The 13860-nt window shown below is 69.1% G+C and carries 12 protein-coding genes; 3 read left to right on the forward strand and 9 right to left on the reverse strand.

Annotated elements, in window-relative coordinates:
* Nucleotides 1-38: 38 nt before the first annotated feature.
* Nucleotides 39-359 (reverse strand): DUF5783 family protein, encoded by a 321-nt coding sequence (locus LI334_RS00930; RefSeq protein ID WP_227261293.1) that lies wholly within the window; start codon nucleotides 357-359, stop codon nucleotides 39-41.
* 127 nt (nucleotides 360-486) lie between these two features.
* Between LI334_RS00930 and LI334_RS00935 the strand changes: the two genes are divergently transcribed.
* Nucleotides 487-699, forward strand: coding sequence for a hypothetical protein (locus LI334_RS00935; RefSeq protein ID WP_227261294.1), 213 nt, complete (start codon nucleotides 487-489; stop codon nucleotides 697-699).
* Here LI334_RS00935 and LI334_RS00940 read toward each other — a convergent pair.
* From LI334_RS00940 to hemL, 5 genes are read right to left on the reverse strand one after another with little or no spacing between them, the layout of a single operon-like run.
* Nucleotides 691-2100 carry a single-stranded-DNA-specific exonuclease RecJ gene (locus LI334_RS00940; RefSeq protein WP_227261295.1) on the reverse strand — a complete coding sequence of 470 codons (1410 nt, stop codon included), beginning with the start codon at nucleotides 2098-2100 and terminating at the stop codon, nucleotides 691-693. The two genes, LI334_RS00935 and LI334_RS00940, sit on opposite strands and share 9 nt — an antisense overlap.
* Before the next feature lie 39 nt (nucleotides 2101-2139).
* Complete coding sequence (locus tag LI334_RS00945) at nucleotides 2140-2859, reverse strand: uroporphyrinogen-III synthase (RefSeq protein WP_227261296.1); 720 nt, start codon at nucleotides 2857-2859, stop codon at nucleotides 2140-2142.
* Entirely contained in the window at nucleotides 2852-3598 is a 747-nt protein-coding gene (gene cobA / locus LI334_RS00950; protein WP_227261297.1) for a uroporphyrinogen-III C-methyltransferase, read from the reverse strand. Before cobA ends, LI334_RS00945 begins: the two co-directional genes overlap by 8 nt.
* Nucleotides 3595-4713 (reverse strand): hydroxymethylbilane synthase, encoded by a 1119-nt coding sequence (gene hemC, locus LI334_RS00955; RefSeq protein ID WP_227261298.1) that lies wholly within the window; start codon nucleotides 4711-4713, stop codon nucleotides 3595-3597. Before hemC ends, cobA begins: the two co-directional genes overlap by 4 nt.
* A 39-nt stretch (nucleotides 4714-4752) precedes the next feature.
* Entirely contained in the window at nucleotides 4753-6018 is a 1266-nt protein-coding gene (hemL, locus tag LI334_RS00960; RefSeq protein WP_227261299.1) for a glutamate-1-semialdehyde 2,1-aminomutase, read from the reverse strand.
* A 106-nt stretch (nucleotides 6019-6124) separates the two neighbouring features.
* On the opposite strand from hemL, the gene LI334_RS00965 reads away from it, so the two are divergent.
* The gene (locus tag LI334_RS00965) at nucleotides 6125-6958 is read left to right on the forward strand and encodes a VOC family protein (RefSeq protein WP_227261300.1); all 834 of its coding nucleotides are present in this window, start codon (nucleotides 6125-6127) and stop codon (nucleotides 6956-6958) included.
* A 90-nt stretch (nucleotides 6959-7048) separates the two neighbouring features.
* Here the strand turns inward: LI334_RS00965 and LI334_RS00970 are convergent, their stop codons facing one another.
* Both LI334_RS00970 and hemB read right to left on the reverse strand, forming a co-directional pair.
* The gene (locus LI334_RS00970) at nucleotides 7049-8878 is read right to left on the reverse strand and encodes an ammonium transporter (protein WP_227261301.1); all 1830 of its coding nucleotides are present in this window, start codon (nucleotides 8876-8878) and stop codon (nucleotides 7049-7051) included.
* A 395-nt stretch (nucleotides 8879-9273) separates the two neighbouring features.
* On the reverse strand, nucleotides 9274-10308 hold the full coding sequence (gene hemB, locus LI334_RS00975) for a porphobilinogen synthase (RefSeq protein WP_227261302.1): 1035 nt from the start codon (nucleotides 10306-10308) through the stop codon (nucleotides 9274-9276).
* 83 nt (nucleotides 10309-10391) lie between these two features.
* Here hemB and LI334_RS00980 point away from each other — a divergent pair, with 83 nt between their 5' ends.
* Nucleotides 10392-11633, forward strand: a complete 1242-nt coding sequence (locus tag LI334_RS00980; protein WP_227261303.1) for an MFS transporter — start codon at nucleotides 10392-10394, stop codon at nucleotides 11631-11633.
* Between the two features lie 93 nt (nucleotides 11634-11726).
* Here LI334_RS00980 and LI334_RS00985 read toward each other — a convergent pair whose 3' ends face one another.
* Nucleotides 11727-13838 carry a (Fe-S)-binding protein gene (locus LI334_RS00985; protein WP_227261304.1) on the reverse strand — a complete coding sequence of 704 codons (2112 nt, stop codon included), beginning with the start codon at nucleotides 13836-13838 and terminating at the stop codon, nucleotides 11727-11729.
* Between the last annotated feature and the right edge of the window lie 22 nt (nucleotides 13839-13860).

A 13860-nucleotide genomic window follows, 5' to 3' on the forward strand; every position in this document is an offset into this window, starting at 1 on the left:
ACTGGAGAACACGGTGTCTGGCGGCTTAAGTTCTTGGACTACGCGAAATCGAACGTCGCGCGCAACTGCGTCTTCAACTCCTCCACGTACACGTCGAGCGTCTCCGCCGCCTTCTCGTCGCTCACGGGCACGCCCGTCAGGCGGTCGATGGGGTCGTCCGGCAGTTCGATCGAGAACTCGCCGTCGCCCTCGTAGTGCGGTTCGCTCTCGTTCAGTATCTGCTGGTCGATGGCGTGAATCAGCGTGGAGTCGTACGTCCCGTTCAGCTCGTTGAACGCCCGCTTGTACGCGGTCTGGAGCTGCGAGAAGTACTCCGTGTACTTCTCCTCCTCGAACTCCTCGGGCGTGAAGTCGCTCATACCCTTCCTCGGGGGAGTCGGGAGTAAAAACCGGCCGATTCACCGGCGATAAACCAAATAGGACGATACGGAATCGTGGCTGGCGGGTGACCGACACCGATTTGCCGGCGCTCCGCCACGTCCCGGTATGCGCCTCCGTGACCGCCTCGTCACCGCCGCCGTCGTCACGCTGGTCGCGACGCTCTGCGGGTTCGTCGTCATGGGCACCACCAGAGGATTCGTCGGGTACAGAACCGCCCGCTTGCTCTCCGTGCCGTTCATCGCACTGGCCGCCGCGAGCGCCGTCTACGCCTTTTCGGTCTCCGTGCTCGTGTACGCGGGCGTGCTCGACTTAGGCTAACTGCGCCGCGACCAACCGCCCGACCTCGGTCACGAACGCCTCGACGGCGTCGTCCGGGATGGTCGCGCCCGCGGCGACCGTGTGCCCGCCACCGTCACCGCCGACGGCGCGCGCGGCCTCTCCCATCACGACGGAGAGGTCGAGGCCGTCGTCCACGAGCCGACCCGTCCCCCTCGCCGACGCCTTCAGCTCCGTCTCGTTCTTCCGCGCGAGCGCGACGATGGGTTTGTCGTACCGCACGCCGTCCGCGCTCATCGCCATCCCCGCGACGATGCCGACGATGGTGTCCCTGATTTCGTCGCCCGCGTCGAACCACTGCACGTGCTCCTCCTGGGTGACGCCGTGTTCCTCGACCCAGCGAACGCCCGCGGAGAGGTTCCGCCGGTGCTCGGCGAGGAGGTCTCGGGCCTCCGCGAGCGCGCCGTCTCGGTCGCCGAGACACACCGCGAGCCCCACGTCCGCGCGCTCGTAGCGCGCCGTCGCGTTCAGGAGCGTGGAGAACTCGCTCGCGTCCCTGACTTCCGTTCCCAGTTCCTCCTCGGTGAGCGTGTACGTCGTTCCGACGAGGTCTTCGACGTCGTCCGTGCTGACGCCGTTGCGTATCGCGCGCCGGATGAGCGCGCTCGCGACCGTCTGCTTCTCCTCGACGGTGAGTTCGGCCCACGTCGGCCACTCGCCGCCCTGCTTCAGGTCGATGTCGAGGCCGGCGAGGAAGCGCACCGCGCCCTGCCGGTCGTTCGTGATTCCCGGGATGTGCACGTCGCTCGCGTACGCGAGGAGTTTCGGGAGGGGGCGGGTCTGGACGCCGTACACCGCGAGGCCGCGTGCGGTGTCGAGCACGCCCGCCTCCACGCCCTCCTTCGCGACGACGGTGTTCGCGCCGACCAACTCCCCGCCCTCGGTCTGCATGTCGCCGACCGCGCCGACGACGGCGAGCGCCGCCAAGTCCCTGTTCTCGGGGCCGCCGAGCGCCCGCGCGAGCACGTACGCCGCGCCAGCGCCCGAGAGCTCGCTCCCGCCGTCCACGCCCTCCAGGAGCGGGTTCAGGTGGTGTTCGATGTCGACGTCGGCGAGCTGGTGGTGGTCGGCCACGACGGGCGTGAAGTCGTACTCGACTATCTCGTCGAGCTGGCCGCTCCCGAAGTCCGTGAAGAGAACGGTGTCGTACTCGGTCGCGGCGATGTCCGCGATCTCCTCGGGGCCGAGCTGGTTCTCGAAGCGAGTCTCGTGGTCGATGCCCGCCCGCGAGAGGGCTTGGGACGCGACGCCGGCGCTCGTGAGGCCGTCGGCGTCGATGTGGGACGCGAGCAGCACCGCGTCCGCGTCGCGGAGCGCGTCCGCACACCGGCGTGCGCGCGCTTCGAGTTCCGGCACGGGAAAGGACGCCGTCGTCTCACTCATCGATACTCGCTAGGTCGCTCCCGGCTATAAACGTCCGCCCTACAGGTCGTCGAGCACCGCGTCCGCGAGCGCCTCGAAACTCGCCTCCGCGGGCACGACATCGACCTCGATACCGCGCTCCTCGGCGGTCTTCCGGGTCGGTTCGCCGATGGTGCCGACGACGGCGCGGTTCAATCCCTCGATCGCCTGGGCGCGACAGCCGCGTTCGTCCGCGGCGTCGAGGAAGTGTTCGACGGTGAGACTCGACGTGAACAGCGCCGCGTCCAGGTCGCCCGCGGCCGCGCGCGCCGCCGACACGCCGCTCTCTCCCGGACGAGTGAGCCGGTAGAGCACGGTCTCGTGGACGTACGCGCCCGCCTCGGTGAGACCGTCGAGCAGCACGTCGCTCCCGTGGTCGGAGCGCGCGACTTCCACGCGCAACCCACCGACCCGGTCTCGCAGGACGTTCACGAGGCCGGTAGACGAGTACTCCCCGGGAACCACGTCCACGCCGAACCCCTCCGTTTCTAGTGCAACCCGCGTCGATTCGCCGATCGCGCACACCCTCGCATCGCCGGGCGTCCAGCCCGCGTCCGCGACGAGCTCCGCGCCGGTCTTGCTCGTGAACACCACGTAGTCCGCGTCACCGCGGGGCGCGTTTCCCGTCGGCGCGACTTCGAGCATCGGGTCGAGCACGGGCGTCACGCCCCGGGATTCGAGGTAGTCGCCGGCGCGCGCGAGCCGGCCGTCGTCGGGCCGGAAGACGGCGACTTCAGGCATCCAGCCACGCCTCCACGCGCTCGCGGACGCTCGCGACCTCGCCGATGACGGTCACGGCGGGCGGTTCGATGCCCGCCTCGTCGCGCACGTCCACGATGGTGTCGAGCGTGCCGGTCGCGACGCGCTGGCCGGGCCGCGTCCCCTTCTCCACGAGCGCGACGGGCGTCTCCGGACTCAGTCCCGCCTCGCGGAGCTCTCTGGTGTACTCGGGGAGTTTCCCGACGCCCATCAGCACGACGAGCGTGCCGCCGGTGGCGGCGAGCGCCTCCCAGTCCACGCTCGCCTCCTCCTTCGTCGGATCCTCGTGGCCGGTGACGAGCGTGACGCTCGACACGAAGTCGCGGTGGGTCGCGGGAATCCCGGTCACCGCGGGCGCGGCGAGCGGGGAGGTGACGCCGGGCACGACCTCGAACGGAACCTCGTGGTCGGCGAGGAACTCCATCTCCTCGCCGCCCCGCCCGAACACGAACGGGTCGCCGCCCTTCAGCCGAACCACCTGCTTGCCCTCGCGCGCGAGTTCGACGAGCCGTTCGTTAATCTGGGACTGCGGCGTGCGCTCGCCGCCCGCGCGCTTCCCCACGTCCTCGCGCTTCTCCTCGGGGATGGTCTCCAGGATGTCGGGGCCGGGGAGCTTGTCGTGCAACACCACGTCGGCCTCGTCCAGCAGCCGCCGGGCCTTCACGGTGAGGAGTTCGGGGTCGCCCGGGCCGCTCCCGACCAGGTACACGGTTCCGGTCATTCCCGGCGGGCCTCCGCGATGAGGTCGGCCGCGCCGCGTTCGCGGAGGTCGTTCGCGAACTCGCGGGCCTCGGGCGCGTAGTCGTCGATGTCGAGTTCGCGCGTCTCCACGACGGACTCGCTCCCGTCCTCGTTGAACACCTGGACGTGCGTGCGGACGACGCCGCCCTGGATGAACGCGTGCACGCCGATGGGCGCGATACAGCCGCCGCCGAGCTCTTCGAGGACGACGCGTTCAGTCGTCGTCTCCACGCGCGAGCGCGGATGGTCGAGCGCGGTGTGCACCGCGTCCGCGACCTCGCCGTCGAGCGCCGTCACCGCGAGCGCGCCCTGCCCCGGCGCGGGCACGTGCTCGTCCGTCGGGAGGTCGGTGAGCGCCACGTCGTACGCCAGCCCGCTCCGTTCGAGGCCGGCGCGCGCGAGCACGACGGCGTCGTACTCGGTCTCGACCTCGCGCTCCATCGCGGCGCGTTCGAGCTCGGAGAGCGAACTGAACCACTCCTCCACGTCCCGGTCGTACTCGCGCTCGTCGTCCTGATGGATGTCGTCGCCGTCGCGCTTCTGGTCGCGCGCCTCCGCGGACTGCTGTTCCTTCTCGTAGTCGAGGCGGCGCTCGTGTTCCGCCTGGAGCGCGGGCGCGAGCAGTTTCTCCAGCCGGGTGTCCACGTTCCCGCGAATCGGCTCCACCGTGAGGTCGGGCCGCGCGTTCAACACCTGCGCCTTCCGCCGCAGGCTCGACGTCCCCACGGTCGCGCCCTCCGGCAGGTCGTCGAGGCTCTCGCCCTCGACGGTCGCGAGCACGTCGCCCGCGCTCGCGCGCCGCGGCACCGCCGCAGTCACCAGGTCGTCCGGCACGTCCGTCGGCACGTCCTTCATCGAGTGCACCGCCGCGTCCACCTCGCCCTCAAGAACGCGTTCGTCCAGCGCGCGCACGAACGCACCCGTCTTCCCGAGGTCCTGGATGCGCTCGTCCGTGATGCGGTCGCCCTCGGTCTCCACCTCCACGAGTTCCACCGTATACCGGCGGTCTTCGAGGGCGGCCTGCACCTCGGCCGCCTGCCGGCGCGCGAGCTGAGACCCCCGCGTCGCCAGCCGAATCGGCTCGCTCTTGTCCATACCGATACTGGGAGGGCGTCGTTGAAACCCCCTTCCCTTCTAGAGCGCGTCCGCGTACGCCTCGATAGTTCGCTCCACGTCCTCCTCCGTGTGGCCGGCCGCGACGAACTGGCTCTCGAACTGGTTCTGCGAGAGCATGATTCCGCGGTCCTGCATCTGCGGGCGGAACACGCGGTTCCAGCGCTCCACGCTCGCGTCACCGACGTCCCCGCCGTTCCGCGGGCGTTCGCCGTCTCGCGTGAACACGACCTTGAACAGGCTGTCCGTCCCGACCACCGAGTACTGGGGGGCCTGGTCTTCGACCACGTCCTCCAGGCCGGATCTGAGTTGGTCGCCGAGCCCGTTCACGTGGTCGTACACGTCCTCCTCGGCGGCGTACCGGAGGGTTTCGAGGCCCGCGGCCATCGTCACCGGGTGCCCGGAGAACGTCCCCGCCTGGAACACGTCGCCCGACGGCGTGAACTCGTTCATGATCTCCGTTTTCCCGCCGATTGCGCCGACCGGGAACCCGCCGCCGATTATCTTCCCGAACGTCGTGAGGTCGGGGTCGAAGCCGTACTTCCCCTGCGCGCACTGCAGACCGCCGACGCGGAAGCCCGTGATGACCTCGTCCCAGACGAGGAGCGCGCCGTGGTCGTCCGCCAGGTCGCGGAGGGTCTCGTGGTAGCCGGGTTCGGGTTCGACGATGCCCTTGTTCGCGAGAACCGGCTCCACGAGCACTGCGGCGATGTCGTCGCCGTGTTCCTCGAACACCTCGTGGGCGGCCTCCGGGTCGTTGAACGGCACGGGGAGCGTGTGCTCCGCGAACGACGCCGGAATCCCGGGCGAGGACGGTTCTCCCTGCCCCTCGACCAGCGTGGACTCCTGCGCGCCGTGGTAGCCGGACTCCATCACGACGACCTTCTCGCGGCCCGTGTAGCCGCGCGCGAGCCGGACGGCGGAGACGGTGGCTTCCGTCCCCGAGTTCACGAACCGCACCATCTCCACGGAGGGAACGTGGCGCGTCACGAACTCCGCGTGCTCGACTTCGAGTTCGGTCGGCATCCCGAACATCGGACCGTCCGCCGTCCGGGACTGAATCGCGGACGTGACGCGGTCGGGGAGGCTGTGCCCGAGCAGGAGCGGCCCCAGCCCCATCACCCAGTCCACGTAGCGGTTCCCGTCCGCGTCCACGACGTGGCCGTCCTCGCCCGACCGGACGAACGTCGGGTACGGCACGGGTGCGGCGCGCACCGAGGAGTTCACGCCGCCCGGGAGCGAGTCGAGCGCGCGGTCGTAGAGGTCGCGAGACGTATCGCGGTTCATACCCGAAAGTTTGGGTCGGACTCGGGAAAAGGATTGACGCTCCGGGGTCGCGGCGACCCGCGCCGCCGCCCCCGGCGTTTATACGCTCGCTCGCGTCCGTCCGGGTATGACTGACCGTCTCGACGGAGCGCGCGTCGGTCGCGTCGCGCTCGCCGTCACCGACCTCGACGCCGTCACCGCGTTCTACCGGGACGTCGTCGGCCTCGCGGTTCTCGACCGAACCACCGACGCCGCGACGCTCGGTGCCGGCGACACGCCTCTGCTCGAACTCCGCGCCGACGAGGGACTCCCGGAGCGCCCGCGCTCGGCCGCCGGCCTCTACCACGTCGCGTTCCGGTTCCCGTCCCGCGGCGCGCTCGCGGACGCCCTCGACCGCGTTCGCGACGACTGGCGGCTCGGCGGCGCGTCCGACCACGGCGTGAGCGAGGCGCTCTACCTCGCCGACCCCGAGGGCAACGGCGTCGAACTCTACCGCGACCGCCCCCGCGAGACGTGGCCGGTCGCGGACGGTCGCGTGGCGATGACGACCGACCCGCTCGCCCTCGACGCCCTCGCCGCGGACGCCGACGGCGCGAGCGACGCACCGCCCGGAACCGACATGGGGCACGTCCACCTCGAACCAACCGACCTCGCGGCCGCCCGCGAGTTCTACGTGGACGCGCTCGGCCTCGCCGTCCGCCAGGAGTTCGGCGCGGACGCGCTGTTCGTCGCCAGCGGCGACTACCACCACCACGTCGGCCTCAACACGTGGCGGGGCCGCACCGCGCCCGCCGAGGGCCGCGGCCTCGACTGGTACGAACTCCTCGTCCCGACCGAGGCGGCGCTCGACGCGGCCGCAGACCGCCTCGTCGCCGCCGGCTACTCGGTCGAACGCACGCCGAACGGCCTCGCGGTCGCCGACCCGGACGGCATCACGCTCCGCCTCCGCGTCGCCGAGTAGCGCCGCCGCTCACCGGCTGGAACAGCGAAAAGTGGATGATGGATGGGAGTTCGCTGTCGGTTTCCGCGCGATACTATCCGGTGGTTCGTGTCAGACTGCGTCCGGGCCGGTCTTGCCCGTACGAACCTGGTAGGCGTCGGAGACGGGGATGACGAACACCTTCCCGTCGCCTTTCTCGCCCGTGTGCGCCGCGTCCGCGATGGCTTCCACCACGTCCGCCGTGGGGATGTCCGCGACGACGCACTCGATTTTCACCTTCTGATGGAGGTCGACCGTGTACTCCTCGCCGCGCCACTGCCCGGTCTTCGCGGGCTGACTGCCGCGCCCGGAGACGTTCGTGACGGTGAGCGACGGCGCGCCGATTTCGGCGAGCGCGGTCTTCACCTCGCTCAGGCGGTCGGGCCGAATGACCGACATCACGAGCTCGATCTCCGAATCGGATTCGAGTTCGAGGGCTTCGTCCTCGCCACCGTCGGTAACGGGACGTTCGTCCGTGCGTTCCCCACTACCGTCGGTAACGGGACGTTCGTCCTCGGGGAGGTCGACGCCGCCGTCAGTGACGAGTTCGGGGTCGTCGTCCTCGTGACCGCCGTCGGTGCGGAGTTCGCCGCTGCCGTCCGCGCGGACGGTGGCTTCCTCGCCGCCGAACTCGGGGTACGCGGCGATGCCGTGTTCGCCCTGGTCGAGGCCGATTTCTTCTTCGTCCTCGTCGACGCGGAGGCCCCAGATGGCGTCCGCGATGGTGAGGACGATGCCGGTGGTGACGATGGTCCAGACGGCGATGACGATGACGCCGGCGACCTGCATCGCGAGCTGGCTCGCGCCGAAGCCGTCGGCGGCGAACACGGGGATGAGGATGGTTCCGATAGCGCCCGCGCTTCCGTGCACGGCGAACACGCCGCAGACGTCGTCGATGTTGAGGTTACGGACGACCCAGCGGTGGACGATGGGGGTCTGGACGCCGCCGATGAGGCCGATGATGAGCGCGCCCCACCAGGTGACGTGGAAACACGCACCGGTGATGGCGACGAGGCCGGCGAGCAGGCCGTTCGCCGCGAAGAGCGGGTCGGGTTTGCCCTCGCGGAACGCGGTGACGAGCGTCGAGCCGATCGCACCGATACCCATGGCGAGCGTGGTGTTCAGCGCGACGCGGCCGAGCGAGGTCTCGCCGACGGAGACCGCGGCGAGTTCGGTCGCGTCCGAGGGAATGCTGATGATGAACTGGGTGCCGACGTTGAAGCCGTACCAGCCGAACGCGAGGATGAACGTCCCGATGACGGCGAACACGACGCTGTGGCCGGGAATCGGGTGTGGGTTGCCGTCCGCGTCGAAGCGGCCCTTGCGGGGGCCGACCATGTACGCGGCGACGAGGCCGGCGAGGCCGCCGAGCATGTGGACGACGGTCGCGCCCGCGAAGTCCTCGTAGCCCGCGCCGATGGCGTCACCGAGGAACCCGCCCGCGGAGAGCAGGCCGCCCGACCACGCGAACCCGCCGATGACGGGGTAGATGAACGCGGTGAGGCAGATGGCGGTGAACACGTACGCGCTGAACTTCATGCGTTCTGCGACTGCGCCGGAGACGATGGTGGCGGCGGTCATCGCGAACACCGCGCCGAACAGCCAGCCGACGCCCGCGCTCGGGTCGCCGATGTAGGCGAACGCGGCGCCGATGTCGAGCGCCGTGTCCGCGTTCGTCAGCTGGCCCGCCATCGCGTAGATGGCGTTTCCGAGCAGGAAGAACACGACGACGCCGAGCGCCCAGTCCATCATGTTCTTCATGACGACGTTCGCGGCGTTCTTCGCGCGAACCTGGCCGGCTTCGAGCAGCGCGAACCCGGGCTGCATGAAGAAGATGAGGAAGCAGACGACGAGCGTCCAGACCGTCTGGACGCTGCTGGCGAGTTCGATGATGCTCGCCATTACGCCACCCCCATCGCGCCGCAGTCAGTCAGTGGACGTTCGTCTACCGATGTTACCGTGTTGTGTTGCAACATGCGTCTAACTCACGGGAAGACACCATGAAAGAGGGGAGTATAATGGTTTGCTTCAGGATTCAAAATTATCGGGGTTGATTGTGTGCATATGGACAAAACCTAATCGGACATTATGCCCTTAAGGATGTATTCTGTCCAGTTGTGTGGCAATTGTTTCCACAGCACTTTCCGAACGTAGTGTCGGATTACTATCTATAATGGGTGTGTGGCGGCCGCCGACGCCGCGCGCGCACCCCTGAAACCCGCGACGCACGGCGATTCCACACGAAAAATAACGCTCTTCGGCGCACGCGCCACCGCCGCCGCGCCACCCCTCGCCGGTCAGTCGAGGAGGGGAGCCACGTCCTCCGCGAAGTACGTGACGATGAGGTCGGCCCCCGCGCGCTTGACCGAGAGCAGGCTTTCGAGCGCGGTCTCCTCCACGTCCAGCCAGCCCTTCTCCGCGGCGGCGTGCAGCATCGCGTACTCGCCGCTGACGTTGTACGCCGCGACGGGGTGGTCGAACTCGCGGCGCACGTCGCTCACGATGTCGAGGTAGGGGAGCGCGGGCTTCACCAGCAGCGCGTCTGCGCCCTCCTCCACGTCCAACCGGGCTTCCCGCATCGCCTCCCGCCGATTGGCGGGATCCATCTGGTAGTGCCGGCGGTCGCCGAACGCGGGCGCGCCGTCCGCCGCGTCCCGGAACGGCCCGTAGAACGCGCTCTCGTACTTCACGGCGTAACTCATCACGGGGAGGTTCTCGAAGCCCGCGTCGTCGAGGCCCGCACGAATCGCGCGAATCATCCCGTCCGTCATCGAGGACGGCGCGACCATGTCCGCGCCCGCTTCCGCGTGCGACACCGCGGTCTTCGCGAGCAGGTCGAGCGTCTCGTCGTTTTGCACGGTCAGCCGACCGTCCGCCTCCGCGTCCGCCTCCAAGACATCGTCAGAGCGGCGCTCCTCCCAGCTCTCCCTCGCTTCGCTCGCGAGAACCCCGCAGTGGCCGTGTTCGGTGTACTCGCAGAGGCACACGTCCGTGATGACGTAGGCGTCGGTCTCCGCCGTGATGTCGCGGACGGCGCGCTGCACGACGCCGTTCTCCGCCCACGCCCGCGTCCCGCGCTCGTCCTTCGACTCGGGGATGCCGAACACCATCACCGCCTCCACGCCCGCGTCCAGCGCCTCCTCGACGCGCGCCACCGCGTCCTCGACGGGCACGCGCTCGTGGCCCGGCATCGACTCGATGGGCACGCGCTCGTCCGTCGTCGCGTCCACGAATATCGGCACGACGAGGTCCGAACTGTCCAGGCTCGTCTCGCTCACCAGTTCACGGATGCCGTCCCGCCGCAGCCGGCGCGGCCGCCGCGTCATGTCCATACCCGAACTGGGGTCGCGGCGAGTAAAAGCGTTCGCGAACCCCGTATCGGAACCGACTTTTCGCCGCCCGCGCACCTCCCTGTGTGTCCTCTCGCAGACAGTTCTACGCGCTCTACCTCGCGCGGTTCGCCGCCGGGTTCGGCATCGCGACCGTCTCCATCCTCCTCCCGTTCTACGTCGAAACCCTCCGCGCGTCCGACTTCATGGCGGGCCTGTTCTACACGGCGTTCACGCTCGTGCAGACGCTCGCCGTCGTCCCGCTCGCCTACTGGGGCGACAGCGGGGACAAGCGCCGCGTCCTCCTCGCCTGCCTCGCGCTCGGCGTCCTCACCTACGCCGTGTTCGGGTTCGTCGCGTCCACCACCGGCGTCCTCGTCGCGCGCGGCTTCCAGGGCGTCCTCGCGACCGGCATGGGCCTCCTCACGCTCGGCATGGTCGGCGAACTCGCCACGGGCGCGACCCGCGCGAACCACATTGGGAAGGCGAACGCCAGCCGGTTCGCCGCGTCCATCCTCGGCATGTTCAGCGCCGCCGTCCTCTACCAGACCTCCGGGTTCGCCGCCGCCTACGTCCCCGTCGTCGTCCTCTTCTTCGCCACCTTCCTCGCAGTGCTCGCCGTCCTCGACCCCGACGACACCCGCGTCCCCGGCTTCCCGTTCAGCGACCTCGCGCTCAACCGCCGCATCCTCACCCTCACGTCATTCCGCGCGCCCTACGCCGTCGCCGTCACCCTCACGCGCTCCTGGCTCGCGCTCTTCGCCGGCGTCACCGCCGCCCGCGGCGGCCTCGGCTACGCCCCCATCGTCGTCACGCTCGTCCTCACCTCGGAGAAGTTCACGAACATGCTCTGCCAGCCGTTCACCGGCCGCCTCAGCGACCGCTTCGGCCGCTCGCTCTTCGTGTTCGCCGGCGGCCTCACCTACGGCGTCGTCGCCCTCCTCGTCCCCTTCACGCCCGCCATCGGCGACGCGCTCGGCGTCCCCACCAGTTTCCCCTATCTCGGCGAACTCAGCGCCGCCTTCCTCCCGCTCGTCCTCCTCAATGGACTGCTCGGCGTCGCCGACAGCGTCCGCGAACCCGCGAGCATGGCCCTGTTCGCGGACGAGGGCTCCGACGGCGACGGCGTCGCCTCCAGCTTCGGCATCCGCGAACTCGTCTGGCGGCCCGGCAGCGTCCTCGCACCACTCCTCGGCGGCTGGGCGTGGAGCGCGTACGGCATGGACTCCGTCTTCTACATCGGCGGCGCGTCCGCCGTCCTCGCCGCCCTCCTCTTCCTCGCCGTGCTCGCGTACTCCCACGGCCCCCGCGCGCTCACCGAGTGGTAACGCTCACGCTCGCTCGGGGCGTCGATACCAACCGCGAAAACGCGTACTGCTAGTCCGCCGCCGCGGTCTCCTTCTTTGCACCGAGGCTCGCGGCTACGCCGCTCGCTCGTTCCGCGGCGTCTCCGACGCCGCGAGCGCCTCCACGACGAGTTCCGCGATGTCCGTGATTTCGATCTGGTCTTCGAAGCTCCCCGTTTTGCGGCCGTCCTCGTACATCGTCATGCACATCGGGCACGCGACGACGAACCGGTCGATGTCCGCGCCGGCGTCGGTGTCTTCGAGGGCTTCCCGGATGCGCTCCTCGGACGGCTTGGGTTCCTCGTCGAAGTCCATCCAGAGGCCGCCACCGCCGCCCCCGCAGCAGAAGCTGTTGGAGCGGTTGCGCGGCATCTCGTCCAGGGTGACGCCGGTCGCGCGGATGACCTCGCGGGGCGCTTCGAACTCGCCGTTGTACCGCCCGAGGTGGCAGGGGTCGTGGTAGGTCACCGTATAATCGAGTTCCGTGCCCGAGAGGCCGAGGCGGTCGTTCGTGACGAGTTCCTCGACGACCTGCGTGTAGTGGTAGACGGCGTCCGTGTTCTCGAACCCGAACTGGTCGTACTCGTTGCTGAACGTGTTGTACGAGTGCGGGTCGGTGGTGACGATCTTCTCGTAGTCACAGGACTCGAACGCCTCGATGTTGTCCTCGGCGAGCATCTCGAACAGGCCCTCTTCGCCGACGCGGCGCACGTCGTTCCCGTCGTTCTGCTCGTCCTCGTAGAGGATGCCGTAGGAGACGTTCGACTCGTGGAGGATGCGCGCGAGCGACCGCGCGACCTTCTTGTTCCGCTCGTCGTAGCTCGGGTAGTCGCCGACGTACCAGAGGAACTCGACCTCCTGCTCGCGGGCGTCCGGCACGTCGAAGTCGAGGTCTTCGACCCAGTCCGGGCGCTTGCGGGCGGGGTCGCCGAAGCTGTTCCCGTTCTGGAAGAGGTCCATCATCGTCTCCTGGACGTTCTCGTCCATCTGGCCGGACTCGGTGAGGCGGCGGTTCATCTCCGTGAACTGCGTGACGTGCTCGATGTCCACGGGGCAGGCGTCCATGCAGGCCATGCAGCTCATGCAGGACTCCATCGTCGAGGCGTCGATGACGGACGTGCCGCCGTCCGCGACGATGGCTTTCTCCTCGCCGCCCGCGTCGAGGCTCTCGCGGTAGTTCTTCAGGTCGAGAATCACGTCCCGGGGGTCGAGGTTCCGGCCGCTCGCGTTCGCCGGACAGACCGAGGAACAGCGGCCGCACTTCGTGCAGGCGTCGTGGTCGAGCAGTTGTTTCCACGAGAAGTCGTCGATGTCGGACGCGCCGATCTCGTCCGGGCTGGCGTCCTCGGGAACCCGGGGGAGGCGGCTACCGGCGTTCTCGTCGCGCGTGACGACGTTCGCGAACGAGGAGATCATGTGGAACGGCTTCGCGTACGGGATGGCGGCGATGAACGCGAGCGCGAGCAGGGCGTGACTCCACCAGAGCGGCGCGTACGCCGCGGTCGCCATCTCGGGCGTGACGCCGACGATCTGGAGCACGTCCTTCGTGAACCAGCCGACGAAGCTCGCGGTCTCGAAGGAGACATCGCGGGTGGCGCTCGTGCCGAGGATGCGGACGCCTTCCTGGATGTAGCCGCCGACGCCGAGCGCGAACAGCGTCCAGAGGAAGAGGCCGTCTTCGGCGGACGTGTGTTTGCCGTAGAGGCGGTCGGTCTTCGCCCAGTAGCGGCGGTAGAGCGCCATGCCGACGCCGACGACGAACAGCAGGCCGAGGGCGTCCATGACGAGCGAGTAGGCCAGGTAGAAGTCGCCCGTCCAGAACGAGGGCTGGCCGAGCGCCTTCGTCCAGATGTCCATGTCGATGGCGAGGATGGTGGTGCCGATGAGGAGGGTGAGGAAGCCCCAGAGGATGAAGAGGTGCATCACGCCGGCGTACCGGTCGCGGTCGAACTGTTTCTCGTTGGACGCGACGATTTTCGCGGCGGAGACGACGCGGCCGGCGAGGTCGTTCACGCGCTCGCGGGGATCCTCGCTCCCCCGGGTGTAGCGCGCGAACCGGTCGTAGACGCCGTACAGGAAGATGGCGATGGCGACGGCGGCGAGGTAGTAGAACAGGGCCTCGCCGACGTGGCCGATGCGCCAGAATGTCGGACGGGTCACGTCCGACGCCTGCGCGAGTAGTGACATACGCGTTATCCCGGACAGGACG

The sequence above is a fragment of the Salarchaeum japonicum genome (genome assembly GCF_020614395.1).
GTDB classification, from domain to species: Archaea; Halobacteriota; Halobacteria; order Halobacteriales; family Halobacteriaceae; genus Salarchaeum; species Salarchaeum japonicum.